Origin of the sequence: Corynebacterium tapiri (assembly GCF_006334925.1) — a bacterium.
In the GTDB taxonomy this organism is placed as follows: Bacteria; Actinomycetota; Actinomycetes; order Mycobacteriales; family Mycobacteriaceae; genus Corynebacterium; species Corynebacterium tapiri.
On the sequence record NZ_VDHJ01000002.1, the window covers coordinates 12,939 to 39,251 of the forward strand.

Annotated in this window: 19 protein-coding genes; 13 read left to right on the forward strand and 6 right to left on the reverse strand. The window is 61.2% G+C overall.

What is annotated here, in order from left to right; translation table 11 throughout:
- Positions 1-130: 130 nt before the first annotated feature.
- Positions 131-3,742 (reverse strand): ABC transporter ATP-binding protein, encoded by a 3,612-nt coding sequence (locus FHE74_RS01170; RefSeq protein ID WP_139464600.1) that lies wholly within the window; start codon positions 3,740-3,742, stop codon positions 131-133.
- A complete protein-coding gene (locus FHE74_RS01175) occupies positions 3,739-4,740 on the reverse strand; it encodes a hypothetical protein (RefSeq protein ID WP_180339641.1) in 1,002 nt (333 codons plus the stop codon). Before FHE74_RS01175 ends, FHE74_RS01170 begins: the two co-directional genes overlap by 4 nt.
- A 194-nt stretch (positions 4,741-4,934) precedes the next feature.
- On the opposite strand from FHE74_RS01175, the gene FHE74_RS01180 reads away from it, so the two are divergent.
- Both FHE74_RS01180 and FHE74_RS01185 read left to right on the forward strand, forming a co-directional pair.
- Positions 4,935-6,488, forward strand: a complete 1,554-nt coding sequence (locus FHE74_RS01180; protein WP_139464601.1) for a carboxylesterase/lipase family protein — start codon at positions 4,935-4,937, stop codon at positions 6,486-6,488.
- 121 nt (positions 6,489-6,609) lie between these two features.
- Positions 6,610-7,383 carry a hypothetical protein gene (locus FHE74_RS01185; RefSeq protein ID WP_139464602.1) on the forward strand — a complete coding sequence of 258 codons (774 nt, stop codon included), beginning with the start codon at positions 6,610-6,612 and terminating at the stop codon, positions 7,381-7,383.
- Positions 7,384-7,407: 24 nt separating this feature from the next.
- Here the strand turns inward: FHE74_RS01185 and FHE74_RS01190 are convergent, their stop codons facing one another.
- A complete protein-coding gene (locus FHE74_RS01190) occupies positions 7,408-7,872 on the reverse strand; it encodes a hypothetical protein (protein WP_139464603.1) in 465 nt (154 codons plus the stop codon).
- A gap of 104 nt (positions 7,873-7,976) precedes the next feature.
- Between FHE74_RS01190 and FHE74_RS01195 the strand changes: the two genes are divergently transcribed.
- The 7 genes from FHE74_RS01195 (at position 7,977) to FHE74_RS01225 (ending at position 15,546) form a co-directional block, all read left to right on the forward strand.
- Positions 7,977-9,191: an MFS transporter gene (locus FHE74_RS01195; RefSeq protein WP_139464604.1), complete on the forward strand. Its 1,215-nt coding sequence runs from the start codon at positions 7,977-7,979 to the stop codon at positions 9,189-9,191.
- 216 nt (positions 9,192-9,407) lie between these two features.
- Positions 9,408-9,722: a hypothetical protein gene (locus FHE74_RS01200; RefSeq protein ID WP_139464605.1), complete on the forward strand. Its 315-nt coding sequence runs from the start codon at positions 9,408-9,410 to the stop codon at positions 9,720-9,722.
- Positions 9,719-10,648 carry a nucleoside hydrolase gene (locus tag FHE74_RS01205; RefSeq protein ID WP_139464606.1) on the forward strand — a complete coding sequence of 310 codons (930 nt, stop codon included), beginning with the start codon at positions 9,719-9,721 and terminating at the stop codon, positions 10,646-10,648. The genes FHE74_RS01200 and FHE74_RS01205 overlap by 4 nt, the downstream gene beginning before the upstream one ends.
- A 158-nt stretch (positions 10,649-10,806) precedes the next feature.
- Positions 10,807-11,580 carry an ECF transporter S component gene (locus tag FHE74_RS01210; protein ID WP_425456310.1) on the forward strand — a complete coding sequence of 258 codons (774 nt, stop codon included), beginning with the start codon at positions 10,807-10,809 and terminating at the stop codon, positions 11,578-11,580.
- A complete protein-coding gene (locus FHE74_RS01215) occupies positions 11,577-12,278 on the forward strand; it encodes an energy-coupling factor transporter transmembrane component T family protein (RefSeq protein ID WP_139464607.1) in 702 nt (233 codons plus the stop codon). Before FHE74_RS01210 ends, FHE74_RS01215 begins: the two co-directional genes overlap by 4 nt.
- On the forward strand, positions 12,275-13,357 hold the full coding sequence (locus tag FHE74_RS01220; RefSeq protein ID WP_139464608.1) for an ATP-binding cassette domain-containing protein: 1,083 nt from the start codon (positions 12,275-12,277) through the stop codon (positions 13,355-13,357). The genes FHE74_RS01215 and FHE74_RS01220 overlap by 4 nt, the downstream gene beginning before the upstream one ends.
- A gap of 53 nt (positions 13,358-13,410) precedes the next feature.
- Positions 13,411-15,546, forward strand: coding sequence for a DEAD/DEAH box helicase (locus tag FHE74_RS01225; RefSeq protein ID WP_139464609.1), 2,136 nt, complete (start codon positions 13,411-13,413; stop codon positions 15,544-15,546).
- Positions 15,547-15,635: 89 nt separating this feature from the next.
- Here FHE74_RS01225 and FHE74_RS01230 read toward each other — a convergent pair whose 3' ends face one another.
- Genes FHE74_RS01230 through putP form a run of 3 tightly spaced genes read right to left on the reverse strand, consistent with a single transcriptional unit; the run spans position 15,636 to position 18,341 of the window.
- On the reverse strand, positions 15,636-16,106 hold the full coding sequence (locus tag FHE74_RS01230) for a DUF2269 domain-containing protein (RefSeq protein ID WP_139464610.1): 471 nt from the start codon (positions 16,104-16,106) through the stop codon (positions 15,636-15,638).
- 26 nt (positions 16,107-16,132) lie between these two features.
- Positions 16,133-16,786, reverse strand: coding sequence for an HNH endonuclease family protein (locus FHE74_RS01235; protein WP_139464611.1), 654 nt, complete (start codon positions 16,784-16,786; stop codon positions 16,133-16,135).
- Between the two features lie 46 nt (positions 16,787-16,832).
- Positions 16,833-18,341: a sodium/proline symporter PutP gene (gene putP, locus FHE74_RS01240; RefSeq protein WP_139464612.1), complete on the reverse strand. Its 1,509-nt coding sequence runs from the start codon at positions 18,339-18,341 to the stop codon at positions 16,833-16,835.
- Between the two features lie 156 nt (positions 18,342-18,497).
- On the opposite strand from putP, the gene FHE74_RS01245 reads away from it, so the two are divergent.
- From FHE74_RS01245 to FHE74_RS01260, 4 genes are all read left to right on the forward strand, one after another.
- A complete protein-coding gene (locus tag FHE74_RS01245; protein ID WP_139464613.1) occupies positions 18,498-21,608 on the forward strand; it encodes a DEAD/DEAH box helicase in 3,111 nt (1,036 codons plus the stop codon).
- Positions 21,609-21,611: 3 nt separating this feature from the next.
- Complete coding sequence (locus tag FHE74_RS01250; protein ID WP_139464614.1) at positions 21,612-22,418, forward strand: SWIM zinc finger family protein; 807 nt, start codon at positions 21,612-21,614, stop codon at positions 22,416-22,418.
- 71 nt (positions 22,419-22,489) lie between these two features.
- Positions 22,490-23,626, forward strand: coding sequence for a metallophosphoesterase family protein (locus tag FHE74_RS01255; RefSeq protein WP_139464615.1), 1,137 nt, complete (start codon positions 22,490-22,492; stop codon positions 23,624-23,626).
- Between the two features lie 3 nt (positions 23,627-23,629).
- Complete coding sequence (locus FHE74_RS01260; RefSeq protein WP_139464616.1) at positions 23,630-26,287, forward strand: AAA family ATPase; 2,658 nt, start codon at positions 23,630-23,632, stop codon at positions 26,285-26,287.
- Positions 26,288-26,313 lie beyond the last annotated feature (26 nt).

Consider the following 26,313-nt stretch of genomic DNA (forward strand, 5'->3'; position numbering starts at 1 on the left):
ATGCGTTCTTCGTGGTGTTCTACCTTAGCCGAAACAGCGTGCCCCACCCCTGAACCGGAGGTGCACGACCGCACGAATCTGGGGGTGTCTCGGGCTAGTCACCATGACACCCCAAGTGTACGAGGTCGAGTCAGTCAACCTGTGACTGCACCCACCACATATGGGCGTAAGCCCCACCTCGGCTGAGCAGCTGATCATGGCTTCCGTCTTCAATGACGCGCCCTTGCTCGACCACAAGTACACGATCGGCCCGCCGGGCGGTGGCCAGTCGATGTGCCACCATCACGCACGTACGGCCTGCAGTGATGCGTTCTGCCGAATCAAGGAATGTGGCCTCGGTTGCCGGATCGAGGGTCGCCGTTGCTTCGTCGAGAAGCATCGCCCTGGGACGCAGCAGCTCAGCACGAGCGAGAGCAATGACCTGGCGCTGTCCAGAGGAGAGTTCGCGTCCACGCTCGCTGACGCGGTGGCGGAAGCCTCCCGGGATCTTGGCGATGATTGGCAGGGCCCCGAGGCGACGCACCGCGTCCTCAACGTCTGCATCGGAGGCCTCGGGCATCCCATAGCGGATGTTGTTTGCCACCGAGTCCATGAACAAATAGGCGTCCTGGGGAACCTGCACCATGCTGCGTCGCCACTCCTGTACCGGGAAGTCTCGGATGTCGGACTGCCCGGCTCGGATGACTCCAGAGGACGGGTCATACATTCGGGCGAGCAGCTTGACCAACGTCGACTTTCCTGCGCCAGTTGCTCCCACGACGGCGACCGTTTCACCGGGATCAATCTGCAGTTGGAGTCCCTCAATCACAGGCGGGGAATCAGGGGAGTAGGCAAAGGCGACGTCATTAAACGACAGGGTGTCCCCTGACGCCTGCTGAGCTTGGGAGAGGCGCCCGCTGTCAGGAACCGATTCTGGGGTGGACAGAAACTCACGCAGCCGGTTCAACGAAACCTGGGCGCGCTGGTACGAGTCGAAGACCATTCCCAACTGCTGAATTGGCCCATATAACACGCCGAGATACATCAGAAACGCCATGAGCGTTCCTGCAGAGAGCTCACCACGGGCGACCTGGCTGGCACCCAACCCGAGAACTCCAGCGGATGCGAGTTTGGATAGGGCCTGCATTCCCGGAAAATATGCCGCGGCCGCGGTCTGGGCGCGAATGCGCAGCTTTCGGTAGCGCGCCGAGGAATCGCAGAAATGGCGATGCATGGTGTGACTCGTCCCAAAGGATTGGATGAGCCGAAGGGCGGTGACGTTTTCTTGAAACTCCGCGTTGACCACAGAGACCTGCTCACGAGCTGCGGAGTACAGGCGCCGGGACACTCTGCGGAAGAGCAAAGAAACTGCCAGCACCACGGGAATGATGCCCGCAGCGAGGCCAGCCAGGGACGGCGCGGTGACAACCAACATGACCAACACACCGACCAGGGTTCCCAGCGACACCACTGCATTGGCCAGCCCCGTCTGCAGAAAGGTTGAAAGGGTATCGATGTCCGTGGTCATCCGCGTCATGATCGAGCCCGATCGAGTGCGCTCAAAGTAGTCCAGCCCCAACCGTTGCAAGTGAGAAAACACACGAATCCGCAGGCCATAAAGCAGGCGCTCTCCAGAGCGCGCGGTCAGAATCGTCTGCCATACGCCAGCCAGCCATGCCCCGATGACGACGGTGAGGCCAGCCACCGCTAGCCAGCCAAGGACGGAAGCCTGACCCGAACTCACCCCGCGATCGACTGCGAGCTTCATCAACTGCGGGAAGACCAGGGAGGCGGCCACGCCAATCAGCATGAGGCCGATAGAGCCCACGATAAGCCCAGTAACACGTCGGAAAAGGTCAACGAGTCGGACCTGGGAATTGGCGGTGTGATCACTAGGCAGAGCGATACCGGGTTGCTCTGTGGCGGGTGGCAGGCTATCGATGCGCTGCCGCAGCTGATCGCTCATTCCGTCAGGTTCGGTGTCCGCGGGGGAGTCCGTGGCCTCGGGCCAGAGGTCCGCGGGGGAGAAGGTCTGGTCATCTGAGTCCCGCTTATCCATGAGGGACCGATACGCGGGTCTCGAGGACACGCTGGAGAGTGCGCCGTGGTCAACGATTCGCCCCTCGTCCATAACCACCACATCGTCAGCCAAAGCCAGCGAAGACTCCCGGTGCGCGATGAGCATAATGGCGGTGGTCGGGCTGTGATCGCGAATTGCCCTCAGAATCCGGGATTCCGTCGATGCGTCGACAGCGCTGGTGGCGTCATCAAGGATGAGCACCTCGGGAGCGTCCAGCAGCGCTCGTGCCAAGGCAATGCGTTGGCGCTGGCCGCCGGACAGGGTGAGGCCACGCTCGCCCACGACGGTCTCGTATCCCTCATCCAACTGGGCGATGAACTCGTGTGCACACGCCTGTTGCGCGGCTCGTTGGATCTGTTCGTCCGTTGCGGTTCGGCCGAGGGTGATGTTGTCGCGTATCGACGATGACATCAACACCGCCTCGTCGAAAACGCACCGTACATGTCGGCGGACATCAGTTAAGGAAAGCTCCCGCGTGTCCTGCAAACCCTCGTTGGTAGCAAAACAAATGCGGCCCTTATCTGGACGGTAGAAGCCTGCGGCAAGGTGCGCTGCCACGCTCTTACCAGCACCCGCAGGGCCAACAACCGCCGTGACGTGGCCGGGCTGTATCGAGAGATTGAGGCCCCGAACTACGTCGCCGAAGTGGACATCGGCGAACACCAAACCCTTCTTTCCCGGGATAACGGAGCTAGGTTCAGCTGCCTCGGGGTAGGTCGGGCGGAGGGCGAGCACGTCGTCGATGCGCTCGACGGAACTCATGTTTATGGCGATGCTGACGTACAGCGAGGCCAGCATAGATACCGCTGAGGTCATGGTGGTCAGATAGACCGTAAACGAGTAGAAGGCTCCCAAGGTCAGCGCCTCACGAGTGACCAGAATGGATCCAGCCACAATGGTGAGGACGAGGCCCACGCGCGGAAGCTCACTCAACAGCGGCTGAAACCGGGACGAGATCTTGGCAGAGCGCATCTTGGCGGCGTACAAGGTGCGACTCAACCCATCTAGGCGCTCGATCTCGCGGCCTTCCTGCGCGAAGGCCTTGACCACGCGCACACCGGAGACGTTTTGCTCCACGTGGGTGGCCACCTCGGCAGCTGCCTGCTGTGCGGACCAGGTAGCAGCGTAAAGGTGGCGGCGGGAACGCAAGGCAAGAGCAACCAGGACGGGAGTTAGACCTAGCGCGATCACGGTGAGCGAAGGGGAGATCACCACCATCACGCCCAGTGTGAAAATCAGCTGCGTAAGCCGATTGAGCACCATAGGCAAGGTGACGACGACGGAATAGACCGCACTGAGGTCAGAGATAGACCGGGAGACGACCTGGCCGGTGACCACCGCATCCTGGCCAGGGCCATCGAGGGATTGCAGGCTGCGCAATGCGTCTGTGCGCACATCGTGTTGAACGCTGGCCGCAAGACGCGCGGCAAGATAACGCCGTGCGAAATTAAGGCCGTACTCCACCAAGGCAAGAGCGACCAGTCCGGCGATGATCCACCGAAGTTCGATGGGCCCCGACCCCGCCGGGGAACCCGGGTGCAGGGCACTGTCGATGGCGCGCCCGGTCAGCAGCGGAATTGCCGATCCCATTGCTACGGCCAGAATGGCTGCTATCACGATGGCAGCGGCCGTTAAAGGATGGCGGCGGATGCGCGCCGCGATCAGCCGGGCGCCACGACTCACGATGCGTTAGAGGAAGAACCGTCGGTGTCGTCCAATTCGCGGGCGGCCTGGTCGGCGGCGGCGTTCTTGTCAGCATCAGCGTGTGCCTGGGCCATGGCATCGAGTGCCATTTGATCCAGCTTCTGATCATCCGCCTCGTCTCCGGTCAAGGAATCGGAATTCTTGCCGGGACGAATGCGGGCCAGAAGGCGGGAGACCACGTTGCCCTGCTGAGCGTCCTTGCCGTCGGCCTGAACCGACTTGTCCTTGGCGGGAGCGGGAGGAACGTCATTGGCGAATGCCTGCGGGGTGTCTCCCAGGGATTCACGCATGTTCTGCGTGATCTCGCCGGCGAGGCGTCGATTAGCGATGGTGCCGGCAACCGCACCGATGCCCAGCGGCATGATCTTGCCGATCCAACCGCGCATCAAGCGCTTGGTCACTCGGCGCATCGCCATCCGCATGAGGCGATTGTTAACGGTAGCGAGCTTTGGGCCGGAGAAGCTGCCCAGCGCGCGGGCCGCGGCAAGCGGGTTCTTGGGATCCGCCAGGTCGCCGACCAGGACGTCGACGACAGCGATGCCCTTAGCTCCGAGGAGAACCAGCAGGACCAGAGCGCGGCGACGTTCGGGGTCGTGAATGTCCACGCCACGTACATAAGCGCTGGCTACGGTGTAGAAGGCCGCAGCGTCCAGGAATACTATGGACTCGCCGGCGACGGCAGCGCTACCAGTGAGAAAACCGATGCCCGGGATGGCGGCAGCAGCGCCCACCGAAGCGCCGGAACCGGTGGCCAGGCGTGAGAAGTGATTGTCCAGGATCTTCTGGATCTGGGCAGGGGAGGCGTCTGGATTACGGCGACGCAGGTAATTGACGTAGTTCTCGATGGACGAGGCCTGCATAGAAACCGCACGGTCAAGAGCAGTAAGCAGTGCGCGGCCTACCGGTCCCACATTCTCGGCGATTGCCTTGTGGTCAGCTCCGAGGTCGTCGATAACCGAATCGTTGTTGGTAGCCATTGGGACCTAATCCTCCTTGGGACTGGGAAGTAAAAATTTCTTGATGAATTGTCTTTATCGTGCCACATAACGCTAATGGCGTTGACCTCATTCCCGCTAAGTAAGCCGTCAGTTGGCTCCCAGATCTGCGGCGCTGGCCTGGCAGTTGCGGGCTGCTCAGCATGGTGCACGGTGCTGTTATTACATTGGGAAACATGACCACGCATGACTCATCTCGCCCTACCGCACGCATCTCTACAGGTGTGGTTCGCGGAGTGGTAGTAGACGGGGACGTGCGAACCTGGCGGGGGATCCCTTTCGGGGCTCCGACTTCCGGAGCTCGTCGTTTTTGCAAGCCAGAGCCCGCCAGCCCTTGGAGTGAAGAGCTGGACTGTTCTGAATATGGAGCGCCAGCCCCGCAGCCGACCTATTCATGGAACGACAAAGTGTTGGGGAGCGAGGACTGCCTAAACCTCGATGTCGTGCGACCCCACACTGACGATCGCTTGCCTGTGGTGGTCTACTTTCACGGTGGCTCGTTTGTCATCGGTTCGTCCTTCGAACCAGTGCTTCGAGGGCACAACCTGGTGCGCAGCATGGATGTGGTCTACGTTTCCGTCAACTTCCGCCTGGGAGTTCTGGGCTACCTTGACATGCGAACTCAGGGTGACGATTGCGTAGCCACGCCCGCGCTCCACGACCAACTTCTGGCACTGCAATGGGTAGCCGAGAACATTGAGGCCTTCGGGGGCGATCCCGGCAACGTGACCATCATGGGCGAGTCCGCAGGTGCTGCTGCCGTGGCCTCGCTCATGGCCTGCCCCCCAGCTAACGGCCTCTTTCATCGAGCTGTCGCGCAATCTCCACCGCTGGCTCAGGTTCACTCACGTGCTCAGTCGCACATGTGGACCAAACGCCTTTTGCAGCGCCTCGGATTACCCGCACACGCCTCTCTGCAGGAGTTGCGAGACGTGGAGCTAGCCAGCCTTGTACGGGCTGGACAGTCGATGATGTGGCGTGGGGGCGAGTTGTGGCACCTAAACTCTTGCTTCGCTCCCACAGTCGATGGGGAGATGCTGGTCTCGCACCCTCTGACCACGTTTGACCGCGGGGATCAGGCGCAGGTGCCGCTCATCATCGGCACGAATGCTGACGAAGCGAGCTTTGGCAAATTCATTTACCAGCGCACATCGCGTCGCACGCGTGCCGCGCAGCGATTCCTCAATGCCTACGACCCCAATGGTTCGCAGGAGGTCCTGGACGCGTACGACGGGGCTGTAACGCGAGAAGAGTTTGCTGACCTGCTGGCAGACGCCATGTTCTGGGGACCGACTATTCGGGCCGCGGAAGAGCATGCCGCGCACAACGACACCTGGATGTATCGCTTCGACTACGCTCCGCAAGCCCTGCGGGTGTTGGGGCTGGGGGCGATGCACACGGTGGAGCTTTCCGCAGTGTTTGCTGATCCGCACTCGTCCCGCTCCGGGTCCATTGCCAAGCTGGGAGGCATGCAGGGGTACGACGAAGTAGTCGAGCACATGCAGTCCCACTGGGCTCACTTCTTCCACCACGGCACTCCGCTGGACACGTGGCCCACCTACAGCGTGGGTGAAAAGGGCCGGCGAGAGACGATGATCTTCGATACGCAATCGAGCGTGATCGACGACCCAAAGCCTGCTAAACGGCAGGCATGGGGGCAGTTCCACATGACGTCGTGGGGCTTGGGCCGGCCTGAGCTAACAGCCGAGTTAGGCGTTAGCGCGTTATAGAGGCGCAAGCCCGAGTGTTGTTTGCGCGCGCGTTTGCTTTCCGGTGGCTAGGCTGGGGACGATCGTCGCCGGCCTTGTTGGCGACGCGTCCCACTGTCACCGGAAGGAATCGTACGAGGCCATGAGCTTTTTCGAGCAGATTGCTACCGCACTTGATGCGGAAGGTATTGAGTCGCGGGTCAACGACGATGTCATGTTCGTGCCCATTACCTCGGACTTGGAGATCCAGTTCGTCGAAATCGATCCTGTCCTGCCTGCCGCGAACGTCTACATCGCCGCAGCTGACGTTGACGAGGGGGATGAGGAATTCGAAGCCGTCTTGGTGTCGGTCATCTTTTCGGTTGAAGATGCGGTGGCCACTGTCGCGCGCCATGTAGCCACGGATCAAGTGGTTACTGTCTTGCGCGATCTGCTCGAGGGGACCGATGAGCGGATTTCGGACCTGGAGTTCTTCCAGGATGCTATTGATCCCCACTTGGTGCGCGCCGAAGTGGGACAGGGCAGTGAACTCCTCGTCCTCGTGGAAGTGATCAATGGGGTACCCAGCGCTCGGGTCGAATTCGTCGTGGTGGGGGCGAGCTACGACGATGTGCTCGATGACGCCATCGAGGAGCTGTGGGAGTCGGATGGAGACGCTGTGCTGTCCGAGGAGGACCGGCAGCAGCTCTTCCTGGATGCGCAGAGCGAGGCCACGGATGAGGTTTTGAGTCTGGGCATGTTCACCGACTTTGACAAGCTTTTTGACGTCTTGTCTCTTGCCGCAGACCAGGCGGACTCGTGGGAAAGTCAGCTCGATCCTTTTGACGAGGAAGACTTCGACGAACCCGATGTGTATGACCTTTTCGGTGAGGGTGAAGAGGACGACGAAGACGAAGGCGACCTCCCCGAGAGCTAGCCACGGCTGCCCTTTGATCGAGGCCTATGCTGCGCTCGCGTGCGCAAACAGTGAGGCGGGGGAGCGTAGGGGCTGGTAGTTGGCGTCGGCAAGCCACACAAAAGTCGGGGCATGGCGCTCGCCGATGACGTGCACGCACTCCACCTGAGAGTTGCCGAGGAGCGCGCGGACCCATCCTTCAGCGACATCGGTATCTACACGGGCCCCTAACGGGTCTGTCATGCGGATGGCGATGACGTAGGCGGGAAGTTCTTCTTCGCCATAGCCATGCACGATTGCCCGGGCCCGTGGGCCCACGCGGTGCCGGGTAACCGAGGCTCGCAAGCCTTGATGTTGCACCTTGGGCAAGGTGACCACGGGTGGTCGCCAGCTAGCCTGTGCTCTCGCCAGGCTTCGTGGGTGAGGGATGATGGAGCGCAGTCGGGCCAGTTCCTCGTGGTACGTCTCCGTCAGGTAGTAGGGAAGGTTTACGGCTTGTGGTGCGTTCATAGCTGGTGAATGTAGAAGACGTGGTGGGCATGGCCCGTCACGGTTTGGAACAAATGTTCGAACGCCAGGCTGGCTTGCAGATGTGATTAAAGGTGGTTGCCGCAATGGACGAAGGTGGTACTGATCTCGCTACACCCGCTAAGACGACAACAGCACTGCCACGCGAGATCTGGATTCTGGTCAGCGCCGCATTTCTGATTGCGGTGGGATACGGGCTGATCGCACCGATTCTCCCGCAATTTGTGGTCAGTTTCGATGTCACCATGGCGGCAGCGGGACTGGTAGTCGCCGTTTTCTCTGTGTCGCGGCTGGTGTTTGCCCCCGTCTCGGGCCGGCTCATTGATGCCGTTGGCTCTCGTCGGGTCTACCTGACGGGCTTGTTCACCGTTGCCATCGCCACTGGTCTCATTGCGTTTGCGGAGGAGTATTGGCACATCTTGGCTTTGCGCGCCATCGCAGGCGTCGGCTCCACGATGTTTACGGTTTCGGCGATGGGCCTCATTGTGCGCCTGTCTCCGCCCAAAGCTCGCGGTCGGGCTTCTGCGGTGTACGGATCTGCTTTCCTGCTGGGAAACGTAATTGGACCTGTAGTGGGTGCAGCACTGTCCTTTCTGGGTATGCGCTGGCCATTCATCATCTATGCGATCGGGGTGTGCGCAGCCGCCGGGGTGGTCATGCGGTTCATGCCTGCCACTTCTCATAAGAGGCCTGCCCAGCGCGAGGCGTTGGCGCCGTTGACAGTGCGTGAAGCTTGGAAGGACACAGCCTTTCGCGCGGCTCTGGCGTCGAACATGGCGCACGGCTGGGTGAATATGGGCGTGCGAGTGTCCGTTCTGCCCCTGTTTGCCGCGGGAATTTTTGTCCACGGCGGAGCAATGGCGGGTCTAGCATTAGCTGCATTCGCGGCCGGCAATGCGCTGTGCCTCCAGTTTTCTGGCACGCTCGCCGATACATACGGGAGGAAGCCTCTCATCGTGTGGGGGCTTTTCGGTAGCGCAATATTCGTTGGTGCAATGGGTTGGGTCGAAACTGTCTTTGGGTTGCTCGCGATGTCGCTGTGTGCTGGAGCCTTTGCCGGATTGCTTAATCCCTCCCAACAAGCGGTTCTTGCCGATGTCATCGGTAACAAGCGCTCCGGGGGAACTGTGCTCTCGACCTACCAAATGGCAATGGACGCAGGTCAGATCGTCGGTCCGGTCTTGGTGGGTTGGGCGGCAGATGCCTTTGGCTTCCGCTACGCCTTCGCCTTGTGTGCACTTGTAGCAGCAATGGCTCTGGTGGCCTGGTTGCCGGCTCGGGAGACGTTGGGAAGTCGCTGAGACACCCCCTAGCTCAGCACGATTTTGTTAAGCATCGCAGTGGAAAGTATCGCCTACGAGTGAGGGGCAAGAGTACCCAAAATTCCTGGTTTCGGTGGAGATCAGATGCCTCAGCGGTTAACGTTAAGTAAACGCTTATTGGTTGACATGTCTCAGTGTGACTAATTGAAAGGCATGAACCACGGTTGGAGATCTCGGTGACCGAGGAGGAAGAACATGGGCCGACACGCTTATCTCGTGTTTCCAGCACTTTCGGTCACTCTGTCCGTTGCCATCATTCTCTTGGCCCCCGAGCCAGATTCCCCCTTGGCGGTTGTGTCTTACCTTTCTCTGGCTGTCATCGCCCTGGCGGCAATCTTCATGATGGTGAATGGGCCGACGACCCCGGTAACGCTATCGACTGTGGAAAGAGAAGAGCTGCGCATCCGGCGCGCACGCGGAGAAAGCACTGACGAGCTCGCGCGCATGGTGCTCCGCCACCATCCGGGGACGACTCCCCAAGCAGCTCTTAGGGCCGTCGAAAAGCTATGACCCCACGCCGCGTAATTCTGGACTGCGACCCCGGGATCGATGACACCCTGGCGCTGATGTACCTGGCTGGTCTTCATCGAGCTGGGGAGATCGAGCTGGTAGGGGTGAGCACCACAGCCGGAAACGTCGATGTCGATACCACCGCACGCAATGCGGCGTGGGTCCTGGAGCTGTGTGGGGCAGAAGTGCCGGTGGCGGCGGGAGAGAACGGGCCGAAGTGTGTGGAGTTGGTGACAACTCCGGAAACGCACGGCCATGCCGGACTGGGGTATTGCGAGGCTCCGCCGCGGGCTTATCGACGCGATTGGGTCAGCCTGTGGCGCGAGTGCCTGGACCAAGGACCTGCGGAGCTAATCATTACTGGCCCCATGACCAACGCAGCCCAAGCAGGCGAATTGTTGAACAGATTTTCCCAGGTCGCCGTGATGGGTGGTGCGATTAACTACCGCGGAAACACTACTCCCACCGCGGAATGGAATTTCTGGGTTGATCCCCACGCGGCAGCTCGAGCATTCGAAGTAGCACAGGAACCTTTTTTGCTGTGCCCGTTGAATGTCACGGAGGGATTTCTCGTCGGGCCTACGGAGCTGGACACTATTGTGCAGGATCTGGCCGAGGTGCCCTTAGCGGAATACCTGCCCGAGATTGTGCGCTTTTACTTTGAATTCCACCGCATGCAAGGTGAGGGTTATCAGGCGCAAATACACGATGCGCTCACAATCATGGCGGCATTGGGAACCGTAGACGTTCGCACCACTGAAACCACCGTGGCAGTCGAGGCAGACTCACCTCTTATGCGAGGAACGAGCGTGGCAGATTTGCGGGGCCATTGGGGGAAGCCGAAAAACTGTGCGTTGCTCACGCAGGCGGATTATGCCCAAGCGCATCGAGAACTTCGCCGTGCTGCGCAGATTTTAGCGAGTTAGCCCATCATCTCTTTTCACCGCGAACGGGGGAGAGGGGCACGGTACGTGCTAGCTTTGCTTTTCGTACACAAATGACTGCAGCTTCCCGAGGTGACATAGGGGGCGCGCTCAGTGCTGTGCGCACTGGGCAGAATTGAAAGGTTTTCAAAGGTTCCGCCGTGACCAGTGCGACCCCGTCACCTCGCTCCTCGGCCGTCCGCACGCGCATTTTCGCGCTCTGCGGTGCAGGCCTCATCATTGCCACCTGGCTCTACCTCGTCATCGTCAGGCCAGTCGATTGGGAATCCGTCGGCGCCAGCACCCCTGCCTTGATCACTTTGGTCGGATATGTCGGCGGTGCGCTGTTGCTTATCGCCTCGGCCCTGCCTTCAATCTCTTCGCGCGCCCTGGTTCTCATCCCCATTGCGCTGGCGCTCAACATTGTGATCGGCGAGATCATCGGAAAGAGCGGCATCCCGCTGTATCTGGATTCGGTGGGAACGGTGCTGGTCGCCGTGCTGGCAGGACCTGCTGCCGGGATGGCGACGGGCGCATTGTCTTCTGTGGTGTGGGGCCTGCTTAACCCCGCAGCTCTGCCCTTTGCTGCCGGCTCCGCCTTCATCGGATGGGCAGCCGGTTGGATCAAAGATCGTGGCTGGATGTCTGCGCTGTGGCAGGCCGTGGTCTCGGGCGCAGTAGTGGGGCTTGTTGCCGGTGCGATTGCAGCACCGGTGGCAGCCTTCGTTTATGGAGGCACCGCGGGAGTAGGGACGGGCTTTTTGGTCTCTGCTTTCCGGGAAATCGGGGCCTCTCTCTTGCAATCGGTCACCCTGCAGTCCTTCGTGTCCGACCCCCTGGATAAGGCCTTGGTCTTCGCCCTGGTCTACCTGTGCGTCTCGCGGCTTCCGCGCTCCGTTGTAACGCCACGAAAGACCAACGACTCTCGCGCATGATTCATCCTTGGACTGCCCTGAGTCTCGGGCTGAGCGGCTTTGTGCTGGTGCTGCTGGGGCAGTCCGAGTGGATCAACGCCACGATCATCGCCCTGGGGATGCTTGCGCCAGCTCTGCGAAGGCATTGGGCGCCGGCCCTCGCAGTTACTGGACTGAGCCTGCCCACCTGGTTGTCGATGGTGGTCATTTACGCCCCGTACGGAGATGTGCCCCTGGCGCCCCTGCTGACAGCAGACGGGCTAGGGCAGGCGCTTCACCTCGGGCTACGATTCAGCGCACTGGTGGCTTCAGTTGTGGGAGCAATGGCATGGACGAGCTCTACCGAAATGGCCAAAGCACTCCAGGTCACTTCCGGCGGTGCGCGGTGGGCCTACGTTGTCGGGGCATCCTTCCAGGTTGTGGGAACGGCCCGCGAGACTGCCTCCAGGGTCAAGGGCGCAGATCGGGTGCAGGTGAGCATCGAAAAGGACGAACGTTCGCAGGTACTGCGTGTGCCGCGCCAAGCGCTCATGGTGATGACTCACATGCTCGCGGAATCTACTCAGCGAGCCGAGGCGCTACACCAACTCGGCATAGATAATCCGGGTCCGCGCACCCTGCTTCGACCCGTCCCCGATAGTCGCCTGCAGCGGGCGCTGCGCTGGCTTCTCCCTGTCGTGGCCGTAGGAATTGCTCTTGCGGGGCGGTGGGTAGCGTGAGTGTGCATCACCGCGTGGGAACCTTCGCCGATGGGATCGGGGAGCTGGCCGAGCAACTGTGTTCTGCTCTTCCCAACGCGATCCACGTTTTCCCCGATGCCGCCTGCCACCTTTCTCTACTGCGGGCAACCGTGATCGAGGAAGTCGCCTATGGGCTAGAACAGCAGGGCATTGCACCGGAGCAACTGGCGCAACGCGCGCGCCGAGCCCTGGAATTGGTGGATCTGGCGGATTGCGCAGAAAAAGATCCGCGGACCTTATCCGGCGGCCAAACCAGACGGCTGGCATTGGCCAGCGTGCTCGCCTGGCATACGGGCCCGCTCGTTCTTGATCGGTGCTTCGAAGGGCTGGATGCTCACTCCCGTCAAGCGTTGGCCTGTCTATGTCGTCGCTGGCCCGAAGATGTATGGATTATCGAGCTTCGGGGAGTACCCGAGTTGGGGATCGAGCCCCATTGGATAGGAGGAGATCACCGCGCCCTGGCGCTACCTGAGGAGGTTGAGCCTTCCGCACCGCTGCGCATGGTCAAGTCCGTGGAAGCCCATCCTGCAGGCAAGAAGCGGTGGTGGCGCAAGCTCGCCGCTGAACCTGTGATCGGGCCGATCGACATCCCCGTTCAGCCTGGGGCGGTCACCCACCTTGCTGGGCCAAACGGTGCGGGAAAGACGTCCCTTCTGCGCGCCTTGGCCGGCCTGGATGTACCCGTGCATCACGTCCCGGCAGTGCTTGCTTTCCAGCGAGCGCGCGATCAAGTCCTGCACCACACGTTTGGTTTGATGCTCGCTAGCGACGATCGCGCGCGCAGCCTCGGTCTTGATCCTGAGCAGCACCCCTTGGATGCGCACTCGGCAGACCTGCGGGTGGCTCAAGTTGCCAGCGTATGTGGCGCAAACAGGGAGATCGTGCTTCTCGACGAACCCGATACCGGGTTGGACCTACCAGGCCGAGAACGGGTGCATCGCATCATCGCCGACGCGTTGCGCAATGGTGCGGCACTGGTACTGACATGCCACGATGAAGATTTCCTGGCTGAGGTCTCGACGTACGCCCAGGTGAGGCAGTGCGTCGTGCGATCGTGACGGTGGCTACACAAATAGCATTATCGCAGGCAGTGGCGTAGTGTCGGGTGGCAATGAGCATTACCGATAACGCGACCGGCGGCGTGAACGAGCCGGATGACCGTAATCTGTCGGAATCTCAGAACAATTCGCAGGGTGACGCGGCATTTGCCGCCCACGCCGACATGGCGTCGGAACAGGTCACCGGGGAAGCGAACCGCTCTGAGGACACCGGCTCCGATATCAAGGTATCGGACACTGACCAGTCGGATAACAGCGACCAGGGCGACGCTTCCGCATCTCACGCCCCCTCCGCTGCCACCGATGTAGAAGAAGCACACACTGAAGCATCCCAGGACGAGCAGGGCTCCGGGTTTGACAACCTCGGTTTGGGCGACGCAATTCTCACCGCCGTCAAGCGCGTTGGATTTGAGTCGCCATCGCCGATCCAGGCCGAAACTATCCCTGTCCTCATGGAGGGCCGGGACGTCGTGGGTCTGGCGCAGACCGGTACCGGTAAGACGGCGGCGTTCGCGCTGCCGATCCTGGACCGCATTGACACCTCTGTGCGCAGCCCGCAGGCGCTGGTGCTGGCGCCGACCCGCGAGCTCGCACTGCAGGTTGCGGACTCGTTCCAGTCATTTGCAGATCACCTGGGCAAGATCAACGTTCTTCCCATCTATGGTGGCCAGGCTTATGGCATTCAGCTGTCCGGCCTGCGTCGCGGTGCACAGATCATCGTCGGCACGCCAGGCCGTGTGATCGATCACCTGGAAAAGGGATCCCTGGACATCACCGGCCTGCGCTTCCTCGTGTTGGATGAGGCCGATGAGATGCTGAACATGGGCTTCCAAGAGGACGTCGAGCGCATCCTGGAGGACACCCCGGACTCCAAGCAGGTGGCCCTGTTCTCCGCAACGATGCCCAACGGCATTCGTCGCATTTCGCACCAGTACCTCAACGACCCGGTTGAGGTTACGGTCAAGGCGCAGACTCGTACGAACACGAACATCACCCAGCGCTACCTTTTCACGGCGCACCGCAACAAGCTCGATGCGATCACCCGCATCCTCGAGGTGTCCGAGTTCGAGGCCATGATTGTGTTCGTGCGCACCAAGAACGAGACCGAGGAGCTGTCTGAGAAGCTGCGCGCTCGCGGCTTCAGCGCAGCGGCCATCAATGGTGACATCGCGCAGGCCCAGCGTGAGCGCACAGTGGATCAGCTCAAGGACGGCCGCCTGGACATCCTGGTTGCTACCGACGTGGCTGCTCGTGGTCTGGACGTTGATCGCATTAGCCACGTGCTCAACTACGACATTCCGCACGACACCGAGAGCTACGTCCACCGCATTGGTCGCACCGGCCGTGCGGGTCGTTCCGGCGAGGCCATCCTCTTTGTTACCCCGCGTGAGCGTCGCATGTTGCGTTCCATCGAGCGCGCTACCAACGCGAAGCTCGAAGAGATGGACCTGCCGACCGTGGACGAGGTCAACGATTCTCGTAAGGCCAAGTTCGCCGACTCGCTGACGGAGTCCCTGGAATCTGACCAGCTGGAGATTTTCCGCTCCCTGGTTCGCTCCTACTCCGAAGCCAAGGACGTCCCCATGGAGGACATCGCCGCTGCACTCGCGGCGCAGGCGCAGTCGGGCGAGGACTTCCTGATGAAGGAGCCGCCGCCGGAGAAGCGTCGCGAGCGCGACCGCTTTGACCGCGACGACCGTCGTGGCCGAGGTCGAGATCGTGAGGACCGGGGCGGTCGCGGCCGCGAGCGCGGTCCGCGTCGCAACGATGGAGACTTCGACCTCTACCGTCTTGCCGTGGGTAAGCGACAGCACGTGCGTCCGGGCGCCATCGTTGGTGCCCTGGCCAACGAGGGCGGTTTGAACTCGCGCGACTTCGGCCGCATCACCATTGCGGTGGATCACACCCTGGTTGAGCTGCCTAAGGGCCTCGACAACTCGGTGCTGGATCGCTTGGCTGATACCCGCATCTCCGGTCAGCTCATCAACATTGAGCGCGATCACGGCCGACCCCCGCGCGATCGTGGAGACCGCGGTGGACGTGGCTTCGGCGGACGTGGTGGACGTGATGACCGCGGCGGACGCGGAGGCCGCGGCGGCTGGAACCGAGATCGCGACGATCGAGGTGGCCATAACGGACGTGGTGGTCGTGATGACCGCGGCGGACGCGGAGGCCGCTGGCGCGACTAAGCAGAAAAGCTAAAGCTCCGGCTCTCGCTTCCCTCACTAGGTGAGGGGGAAGGGGAGCCGGAGCGTTGTGCTATCTCGGGTCAGGGTACCTAGACGTACATCAGAATGAACACGATGACCCACAGCAGGTTGAAGATGCCGCCGAACATGGCGAGCTGCTTCTTGGTCTTCACCGGATCGATGTTCGCATCCGACGGGTCAGAATCTGCCGGGGAGAGCAACCCTAGGCGAGAGACCAGCTTCTTCTGCTTGGGCACGATGACCACGAACAGCAGAACCCAGGCCACCAGGGCCAACACGATAGCGATGTGGAACTGCGGCTGGGATTTGAAGGACGACCAGTTGCTGAACAGCAGTGTCGCGCCCAGCAGCGGAACCAGGATGGAAGCCATTCCGTAGGTCTGCGTGATGCGGTGGGTGAAGCGAGCAATGCCGGCATGGGTGGTATCGCCCTGCGAAGCCTTCAGTGCAGAGCCTCCAAATGCGGAGACTGCCACGGCGACCGGGCCCAGCAGGAGAATTGCGGCAGCGACGTGGAGCAGGAGGAGGATGTTAAACATCAGTCCCTCACTTTCGTTTTCAAGGATTATTCAGGTCGGCCACCACTGTAGTTCAGATGCGTGAGATCGCTGAGAAAGCACTCGCGTCGCAAAGCCCACGCATCCGCGCGGGTGAGCGCCAACTGGTACGTTGCCGCGATGTAAAAGACCCTCCGGACGTACCAGCACCGCGACGATTGCAGGGGCGGAAGCCACTCAGACGGCAACTGGTCCGACTTTTCACGATTGGCGGTGGAATCGACGGCGATGAGATTGAGTGGATCATTGGCAAAGGCCACACGGCGCTTCTCATCCCAATTCGCAGCACCCATGTCCCAGGCAGCAGCGAGCGGAAAGAGGTGGTCGATGTCGCTGGTGTGGGGGCTTATCGACGCCCCGGTGTACATCCCAGTCGTCGTCCCGCTGGCCTCGCACCCCTGACCTGGAAACTGCGAGGCCAAGATGGCTTCGCGCGTGGTGCATCCGGCTCGGGTTCCCCACCCATCGCCGAAGGCTTCTCGCTCGTAGCCGGGGACGGGGTACCGATGGTCGACGATTCTTACGCTGCTCAAGAGCGTTGCGGTGGGCGGGAGTGCGTCGTTAAGCGAAGTCCTGGTGCGGGGTAGCACCCAGGCAATAGCGGCAGCGAGAGTGCACAGGCTGAGGAGCAGGACGTATAGCTGATACAGGGAGATTCGCACACAGTCTTAGACTGGTGAAGTCCTGCTTGTGGTTCCCCGCCTGTGCTTAGGAAGCAGCTGCCAGGCGCTGGGCGCGGACAAATTCCTCCTGCGCGGCCTGCGGCGGGCGGGTGACCAGCGAGACGATCAGCAGTGCCGCCGCGGAGAGTGCCACCGCCGGGACCATCTCGTAGATCAGGGAGGACCAGCCGGCAAGCTTCCAGCCAACAGCTACGACCGCGCCGGTGATCATGCCGGCCAGGGCGCCCGCAGAGGTCAGGCGGGGCCAGTAGAGCGAGGCCACGACCACGGGACCAAACGCGGCACCGAAGCCTGCCCAGGCGAAGCTCACCAGGCCCAGAATGGATTCGTTGGGGTGGATAGACATGGCGAAGGCGATGAGGGCAACCCCCAGGACTGCGAGGCGAGAGAACAGCACCAGCACTTTGTTGCTGGGGCGCTTCTTGGCCACGACGCGGTAGAGATCCTCCACCAGGGAGGATGAGACAACCAGCATCTGGGAAGACATCGTCGACATGATGGCGGCCAGTACGGCGGTAAGCACGATGCCAGCGATCAGCGGGTGGAAGAGGATGCGGGCCAGATCGAGAAACACCGTCTCAAAGTTCTCCTGGTCCGTGACTGCGACATCCGGGTTCTGAGAGAAGTAGACGGTGGCCACCATTGCAACAACGACGGCGCCCAGCATGGACAGCGCCATCCAGCTGATGCCCCAGAATCGACCCGCTCGGGCATCGCCCGGGGTGCGCAGTGCCAGGAAGCGCACCACCACGTGAGGCTGGCCAAAGTAACCGAGGCCCCAGGCAAGGTTGCCGATGATCACTGAAGCAGACACTCCCGCAAACAGGCTGAAATAGGTGGGGTTGCCCTCGGGGTGGGGACCATAAGAATGGGTGGTCGCCCACGTGAATACATCGGACGGGTTGTCCAGCGACATCAGTGCCATGATGGGAACGATGACGAGCGCGGAGAACATAAGAATGCCCTGCACCACATCGGTATACGAGACTGCCAGGAAGCCTCCGATGAGCGTGTACAGCACCGTCACCGCGGCCACGATGAGCATGCCGGTGAAGTAGCTACCATCAAACGTCGCCTCGAAGTAACGCCCGCCGGCAACCATGCCGGAGGCGACGTAGAAGACAAAGAAGAAGATGATGATCGCGGCGGAGACGATCCGCAGGAGTCGCGATTGGTCGTGAAGGCGATTCTCAAAGAAGCTGGGCAGGGTGATGGAATTGCCCGCGACCTCGGAGTATGCCCGCAGGCGCGGAGCTACCCACTTCCAGTTGGCCCACGCGCCGATGGTGAGCCCGATGGCGATCCATGCCTCGCTGAGCCCGGTAACAAACAACGCGCCGGGTAGCCCCATGAGCAGCCAGCCGGACATGTCGGATGCACCTGCAGACAGTGCAGCGACGAACGGGGGAAGTCCACGACCGCCAACGGTGTAGTCCTCGTATTCGCTCGACTTGGTGTATCCCCAAATGCCGATCCCGACCATGACGAGCAAATACAACACAATGGCCAGGATGAACCACGCTTGTTGCTGCATCCGTTCCCTTTCTCTCGTGGACTACCGTCGCGTATCGACGCTCTCACAACCTAGTTATTGAAGTGAACTAGACCACATTATGCACGGTGGGGTGGGGCAGGCCAAGAGGAGGCGCACGCGCAGCCTGAGCGCAAGCCCAGTGGTACAAATGTTCCTATGCCTTCTTTCCTCCTGCACGGACTCTGGCTCCCGGAGTCCGGCCTCAACCTATGGGTGGAGCAGGTGGAAGGACACCGCATCGTGTTGCCGTCGGCAGTGCCGGAGGGAACCTTCCCGCCCGTGATTGAGCGCATGCTGGACGACTCCATGTTCCGCACGCGCGCGGGGGTCAAGATGCAAACGCCTAAGGGAAAGCGCCTCAGCTTGCGCATTCCCACCGCGTCCCTGGGGCCAGACAAGACGGTGCGTGTGCTCAGCCAGATGGCATTTTTGGATCAGGAATCCCCGGCCGCCACGGCCGCGCAACGAGCCTCCATCGCAGCGGATCTCTACTGGCTCATCCGGCTTTATGTTGGTTTGGATCGCTTTGTCAAAGCTGGGCGTCTGACCATCCGTCTGGGCTTCAATGATGGAATGTGGTGGCCGCAGTGGCAGCTGGCTGATGGACTGGGGGAGCGCGGTTGGCTCGCACAGATGATCGCTGCCGCCCCGGGCGTGCTCACCGCAAACAATCCCACGCTGGATGAGGACGTCTCCTCTCACTTGACGCACTGGATTGCCACGGCCCGCCTGGAATCCTTGACCAGCCAACCGCGTCCCTACCCCTGGCACGACTTCGTCGAGGCACTGCTCAAGAGTCGACCATTGCGCCGGGGAGGAACAGGATTGCTGCGCGCCCTGAAAGACTGGCGCAATTCCATCACGGCGGTAAACCTGCACCTGGTGTTCATTGTGGAACAGCCCGACGAGGACGACCAAGGGGATCCCGCAACAGCGGTCTGGCCGGTGCGCGTACAGGTGCGTTCGGGCACGGACGCACCGCGCCCGGTTCGTCTCAACTTGATGGATGCAGCGAGCGTCGAGAAGCTCAAAGAATCCCAAGAACGCGCCATCACCGAAACCTCGCTCGTAGATCCCCATCGTCACCCCATGGGGGCGACTACATACCTACCGTCTGTTTCGGGGGAGCGTGAGGGGGACTGGGACGTCTATCTCACCACCGAGGAGATCATGACGTTTGTGGCCAAGGACGCACCCAAGCTCAAGCGCGCCGGCTTCACAGTTATGTTGCCCAAGGCCTGGTCCACAGCGGAGACGACTGCGACGGTGCGGGCTCGTGAAGTCTCCGAATCTGCGACTGAGACCAAGCTGGGGCTGGACAAGATGGTGGCCTACGACTGGCAGTTGTCGGTGGGGGAAACTGAGCTCACGGCCGAGGAAATGAAGGAGCTGGTGCGCTCCAAGACTGGCCTGATTCGCCTACGCGGGCAGTGGGTACTGGCGGATACCTCCAGCGTGAACAAGGTGAAGAAGTACATGGAGCGCCTGGAGAAGTCCTCTAAGGCGCATCGGCTGGCCGAGATCGCCGCGGCAGAAGAAGCTGCACAGTACGCGCGTGCCGAGGGGCTGGCTGACGCGGGTGAACTCGAAGCAAAGGTTACTGCTCTCAAACAAGAGCTTGCCGACGAGACCGACAACCTGGGCAAGGTCACCCTGGCGGAATTGCGGGAAATCGCACTGGAATCGGCCGTGGACGAGCCCGTCGCCTTCACCGGCTCCACCTGGCACGAGAGCCTGCTTGGCGTGGGGACCGAAGCTCCCGCGCCGACTCGCAAGGAGATCCCACCGACAGTGCACGCGCAGCTGCGCGAATACCAGCGCCGGGGCGTGGACTGGCTGTATTGGATGAGCAGCAACAACCTGGGCGCGATCCTGGCCGACGACATGGGCCTGGGAAAGACCCTGCAGTTCTTGACCATGCTGGCGATCGAGCGGGCGGAGAATCCGGCGGTTGAGCCGTCGTTGGTCGTGGCTCCCACCTCGGTGGTCGGCAACTGGGCCCGCGAGGCTCAACGGTTCGTGCCCGACCTTAAGGTGCTCGTCCATCACGGGGCTGATCGCTTAAAGGGCGAGGAACTGGATGAGGCAATGAAAAGCCATGACCTCATCATCACCTCGTATGGGATCGCCGGGCGCGATACGCAAGCGCTGGCACGGCATTACTTCAACCATGTGGTGCTCGATGAGGCCCAGGCGATTAAGAACGCAGCCACCAAGGCGGCGCGCAGCGTGCGAGCACTGCGCTCACGGCATCGTCTGGCGCTCACCGGTACCCCGGTGGAGAATCGCCTCTCGGAGATGCGCGCGATCTTGGACTTTGTGAACCCGGGCGTGCTGGGCTCAGCCAGTTTCTTCCGCAACCACTTCGCTCGAGCCATTGAGCGAGGCGAGGACGAGGAGATGGCACAGCGTCTACGCGCGCTGACCTCACCGTTTATCCTGCGCCGGCTCAAGACCGACCCCACAGTAATCGACGACCTGCCAGACAAAACCGAGCAGATCATCACCGTGAACATGACCCACGAACAGGCCGCCCTTTACACGGCCCTGACCGAGTCAGTGCAGGAGGAGCTGGAGCAGCGCGAGGGGATGTCGCGACGCGGACTGGTCCTGGCCACGATCACGCGCATCAAGCAGATCTGCAATCACCCCGCGCACTACTTGGGCGATGGCTCGAGTGTGACCGAACGCGGCCACCATCGCTCCGGCAAGGTTGCTGAGTTGATGAGGCTTCTCGACGTCGCCGTCAATACCGACCAGCGGGTACTGATTTTCACCCAATACCGAGCGTTTGGCACCCTGCTCAAGCCCTACTTGGATAACCGCCTGGGAGAAGACATCCCCTTCCTCCACGGGGGCGTGTCCAAGACTGCCCGCGATGCCATGGTTGCCCGCTTCCAATCCTCCGCGGGTCCGCGCGCGATGTTGCTTTCGCTGAAAGCTGGCGGTACCGGTTTGAACCTGACGGCAGCCTCCATGGTTATCCACCTGGATCGCTGGTGGAACCCTGCCGTTGAGAATCAAGCAACGGATCGAGCGTTTCGCATTGGGCAGGACCGCAATGTTGCGGTGTACAAGATGATCACTGCAGGCACGTTGGAGGAGTCCATACAGGACATTCTTGATGGCAAGACCAAGCTGGCGGGCACAGTCGTGGGTGAAGGAGAAGGCTGGATCACGGAGCTGGCGCCGGAGCAGCTTGCGGAGCTGATGAGCTATCGCGAGCGCGAGGCCGCTGCCGACGATCCACTGGAGGAGGAGTTCTAACCCATGGCAGATACGAAGCGTCCTCGTGAGGGCAACGTCATCTATGCCAACTTTGGCGCACGCACGCGCGTGAACAGCGCCGATGAGATTCCGCGCCGACCAGTGGCAACACAGCTGTGCCCAGTGGCAAACCGGTTGAGCACTCTGACGCTTGCGCTGGCGGATCAGGGACGGATCAATCGGGGGCGACAGTACGCTCGCGCTGGGAACGTCGTTGAGCTTGATATCAAGAATGGTGCGGCGCACGCCCGGGTAGCGGGTTCGCAGAATTCGCCTTTTACTACCTCGCTGATCCTGCCGTACCGAACCGCCGATGACCTGAGCACTCTGACGCGCACGATCGTGGAATCGCACAATGGCCTGGCACGGATGCGCCGTGGTGATGTGGACGATGAGGTCCTCGATTTGCTGCTCGCAGCGGAGCCGCAGGATGTGCGCTTCGCCTGCGATTGTCCGGATCATGCGGGGGTGTGCAAGCATGCCATCGCGCTTGCAGACCGCCTGATTTCACGCATTGATGCGGATCCCAGCCTGGCATTCCATCTGCGGGGAATGACCATGCAGTCGGTCGAGCAGGCGGCACTGGTTCATGCCAAGGACGTCGCTCAGGAATCGAGCACTGCCGGAAGCGAGCGTTTCTGGGAAGCCGGGGACTTGCCTGAGTTGCCTCGACCCAAGGTCGCCCCCGCGCTCGACGACTCCGATGTGGAGCTCTTGCACAAGGCCATGCGGGTGGTCTCATTTACCAGCATCGATCAGCTGCGAGCGGTCAGTGACCTCGAGGACCTGTACCACCACCTGACTAAGTAACTGCGGGTGTTCGAACGCGCTGTGGATTTCCCGGATAGCAATGTCCGGCCCGTTTGATAGGACTAGAAACCATGCACTCCATTACCTTCCTCCATACCTCTGACCTGCAGTTGGGAATGACACGCTGGTTCCTCGGTGACGATGGCCAGGCGCTTTTCGACGATTCTCGTCTCCGCGCAATCCGGCGAATCGGACAGCTTGCCACCGAGACGGACGCGCAGTTCGTTGTTATCGCCGGAGACGTTTTCGACGCGAACGCCTTGTCACCACGCGTGATCAAACGCGTTATTGACGAGCTGAAGCGATTACCTGTCCCCGTTTATCTCTTACCGGGCAACCACGATCCGCTGGTGGCCGATAGCGTATTTCGCCATACCGGCGACCTCGACGGGGTGATCGTGGTTGACGATTCGGAGGTGCGAGAAGTTGCCCCGGGCGTCGAGCTAGTTGGCGCCCCTTGGTTCAGTAAGCATCCCACTGGGGATTTGGTGCGACGTGCGCTTGAGCCCTTGGGGGCGAGCGAGAAGATTCGCATTGGCCTTGCACATGGGCAGGCGGAATCGCGCTCCGGCGAGATCATCGCGGGGTGGTTCGACCTGGCATACGTGGAAGAGGCCATGGCGCAGCGGCGCCTGGATTACCTGGCATTAGGGGATACTCACTCGGCGCAGCCAGTTGGTGACTCGGGCCGAGTGTGGTTCTCGGGTTCGCCGGAGGTGACCGACTTTGCCGAGGACAGCGGTGGCGGCGAGCACAATTCAGGGCAAGTGCTGCAGGTGGACATCACGAAGGAGCCCGGTTCTGATTCGCAGGTGAGCGTAACGGAGCATCGGGTGGGCGAGTGGACCTTTGCCGCTCCCACCGAGACGATATACAGCGACGAAGACATCGACGCCTTCTTGGCGCGCCTTGATTCCTATCCGGAAAAGTCCCGCACCGTGATCAAGTACACGTTGGAAGGCACACTTTCTCTCGAACAGACGCGGCGCTTAGAAATGGGAATTGATGCGCGCAAAGACGTTTTTGCCAATCTTTATGAGCGAGAATCGCGGATGGATCTCCACGTTGAGCCCACGGATGAGGAAATTGCCGATCTTGCCCTCGGTGGCGTCGCGGCGTCGGCTCTAGCGGAGTTGCTGGAAGACCCTGACGATAACGTGGCCACCGATGCGGCCCACCTGCTCTTTCGACTTTCCCAGGAGGCCTAGACAATGCGTCTGCATTCACTGACCCTGAAGAATGTCCGAGCGGTTGACTCGCTCACCATCGACGAGTTGCCGGGCACCGGAGTCGTGGTCATCCACGGTGAGAACGAGCAGGGCAAGTCCACCATTCTGGATGCGCTGCATGCCGTGCTGAACTACACCTATCGGTCGAACGCAGAGAAGAACACCAAGCCGCTCAACCCGACTCACAAATCGGAAGGGCCAGAGGTTACAGCTCGGTTGACTGTAGGGGAGACGGAATTCACCATCCACAAGCGCTGGGCTCGGCGCAAGGGGGCTGAGCTGACGGTCCATTCCCCACGGCCAGGAAATTATGTCGATGATGACGCCGAACGGGTCTTAGAAGAGATCCTGGAAAACAACGTCGACCAGGATCTTCTCTCGGCACTCTTTCTGCGGCAGGATCAGCTGGAAGAGGGAGCTGCAGCAGTCGGGATCCCCGCGTTGGATCGGGCGCTTGCTGAAAACCAGGGCGACGAGGCAGTAGACGTGGGGGAGGACGATCCGCTTTATCATGCAGCGTTTCGCGAGTTTCGCCGCTTTTACACAGAAAAAACTGGTCAGCTGAACACACAAGCGACCAAGGTTCTCCAAGACCGAGACAAGGCTGTGGAAGAAGCGGAGGACTTGCAGCGCCAACGTGCCCAGCTTGACCGTCAGGTAGAGGAGGTTGTGCGCACAGAAGAGGCCTTGGCGCAGGAGATCGCAGAGCTTCCCGAGGCTCAGCAGGAAGCCTCTGCAGCGCACGAGGCTCTGGCGATTGCGATCAAGGCTGTGGAACGTCGTGAACAGGCGGCCAGGAACCTGGAGCAAAAGCAGGCAATCGTCGATGCCACTGCTGCGTCAATCGCCCAACGGCACCAGCAAGCGGAGCAACTAGAAGAGCGTAAGGCTGAGTTGCTCTCGTTAGAGAAGTCCCTGGCAGAGGCTGCGGAGGCCAAAGAACGCGAGGAGGGCCGACGCAAAGAACTTGCGCAGAAATGCGCAGAAGCCCGACGCCAGTTCGAGGAATGCAAGGAAACTAGCCGCATGTCACGCGCTCTGCGCGAGGCGGTAGATGATCGGGTGCGCTGGGATGAGCTCGGCGCGTTACTAGAGCGCGTCGACGCATTAGAGACGGCATTGGCCGAGGCCCAAGCGGCTATCCCGGATCGGCCTCTCACTGATGAGGATGTGCGCAAGGTCGACCAGGCAGCTCAGGATGCTGAGGTAGCCCAGCGCGTGCGCGATGCTGCAACCTCACACCTCACGCTGAGTTCGGTTACTCCGGTGAGCATCATGATTGATGGGCAGCCCCAAGAGGTGCATCAGGAGCCCGTCCGGGTCGATGTCGTTGACGGGGTTGAAGTGGTCATCGGTGAGGTGACTGCGCGCATGCATGGGGGCGCGGGAACAAGTGCGGATGCGCACCGCAAGGCTGAGCAGACGCAAGCCGCTCTGGCTGAGTTGCTTTCCGCGCTGGGGCTGGAGACCGTGGGGCAGGCACGACAGCGTCATGCCGAGCACCAAGGCCTGCAGCGAGAGGTTGACCGGACGCGCTCCGAGCTCGCCTCGACGCTCAATGGGCGTGAATCGAGCACCTTACGTAGGGAACACGAACTGCTAGGTAAACGGTGGGACGAGCTCGAACCACAGCTAGCTAGCCAAGCCCAGGAAACCAGCCCGGAAGAGGCGCGCGCACAGGTTCGCACCGCCGAAGCTGCGGAATCTGAAAGCGCAGCGGCTCTCGAGCGCGCAGAAGCTGAGCTCAAGCCATGGGAGGAGCGGCAGGCTGAACGTACCTACGTAGAGGCAAGAGTCACCTTCGATGCCAGCGAGCAGCGCGTGCTGGAAGATACTTCTGCGCTCCAGGCTTTGCTCGACAAGGAGTCGGATGAGGCCATAGAGGCGCGACGGGTCGAGGAAGAAACCGCGCGCGATCAAGCTCAAGCAGACCTGGCGGAAGCACAGGAAGCTGAGCGCGTGGCGGATCCAGAGCAGAAGAAGGCGGCATGTGAGGCTACCCAGGCGCGTGTGGAGTCGATTAAGCACCGCATCCATGAACTGGAGATGGATCAGGCGAAGCTCAAGACTGCTATCGAGATCGCCGGGGACATTGCCGAACGGCACGAGAAGGCCGCGGCCAGAGCTCAAAACTTGGACCGGCAGTGGCGCAGCGTGGAACGCCGAGCGCAGGCAGCGAAGCGGCTGTATGAGGTCTTGCGGAAGCACCGCGACGCGGCTCGGGCGCGCTATACCGAGCCCTATGTTCAGGAGCTGGAGAGACTGTCCGCGGCCGTATTTGGAGCGAACGTGCGGTTCGGTCTGAATGACAAGTTGCAGATTGTTGACCGCACCGTCGACGACATCACCGTGCCTGTGGGAAAGCTCTCTGGTGGTGCCAAGGAGCAACTGGCGCTGTTGAGCAGATTTGCCATAGCGTCGCTCGTCGCCAAGCACGCAGAAGACCACACCGTGGGCGTTCCCGTGTTCATCGATGATGCGTTGGGCTCTACCGACCCGCGGAGGCTGACGGTGATGAATCAGCTGCTGAACAAGATGGGATCTACGGCACAGATCTTTGTTTTGACCTGTTATCCCAAGCGTTTCGACTGGCTGCAGTCCAAGACGCAGATAGCGATAACGGAGGCTAAGAATCGCTAAGCAAAACCCCGGGGTCACCGTGGGGA

Coding starts and splice junctions, on each gene's coding strand:
- FHE74_RS01260 (WP_139464616.1), top strand. CDS start 23,630: ATGCGTCTGCATTCACTGACCCTGAAGAATGTCCGAGCGGTTGACTCG.
- FHE74_RS01175 (WP_180339641.1), bottom strand. CDS start 4,740: ATGGCTACCAACAACGATTCGGTTATCGACGACCTCGGAGCTGACCAC.
- FHE74_RS01225 (WP_139464609.1), top strand. CDS start 13,411: ATGAGCATTACCGATAACGCGACCGGCGGCGTGAACGAGCCGGATGAC.
- putP (WP_139464612.1), bottom strand. CDS start 18,341: ATGCAGCAACAAGCGTGGTTCATCCTGGCCATTGTGTTGTATTTGCTC.
- FHE74_RS01200 (WP_139464605.1), top strand. CDS start 9,408: ATGGGCCGACACGCTTATCTCGTGTTTCCAGCACTTTCGGTCACTCTG.
- FHE74_RS01195 (WP_139464604.1), top strand. CDS start 7,977: ATGGACGAAGGTGGTACTGATCTCGCTACACCCGCTAAGACGACAACA.
- FHE74_RS01205 (WP_139464606.1), top strand. CDS start 9,719: ATGACCCCACGCCGCGTAATTCTGGACTGCGACCCCGGGATCGATGAC.
- FHE74_RS01255 (WP_139464615.1), top strand. CDS start 22,490: ATGCACTCCATTACCTTCCTCCATACCTCTGACCTGCAGTTGGGAATG.
- FHE74_RS01245 (WP_139464613.1), top strand. CDS start 18,498: ATGCCTTCTTTCCTCCTGCACGGACTCTGGCTCCCGGAGTCCGGCCTC.
- FHE74_RS01190 (WP_139464603.1), bottom strand. CDS start 7,872: ATGAACGCACCACAAGCCGTAAACCTTCCCTACTACCTGACGGAGACG.
- FHE74_RS01180 (WP_139464601.1), top strand. CDS start 4,935: ATGACCACGCATGACTCATCTCGCCCTACCGCACGCATCTCTACAGGT.
- FHE74_RS01250 (WP_139464614.1), top strand. CDS start 21,612: ATGGCAGATACGAAGCGTCCTCGTGAGGGCAACGTCATCTATGCCAAC.
- FHE74_RS01185 (WP_139464602.1), top strand. CDS start 6,610: ATGAGCTTTTTCGAGCAGATTGCTACCGCACTTGATGCGGAAGGTATT.
- FHE74_RS01230 (WP_139464610.1), bottom strand. CDS start 16,106: ATGTTTAACATCCTCCTCCTGCTCCACGTCGCTGCCGCAATTCTCCTG.
- FHE74_RS01215 (WP_139464607.1), top strand. CDS start 11,577: ATGATTCATCCTTGGACTGCCCTGAGTCTCGGGCTGAGCGGCTTTGTG.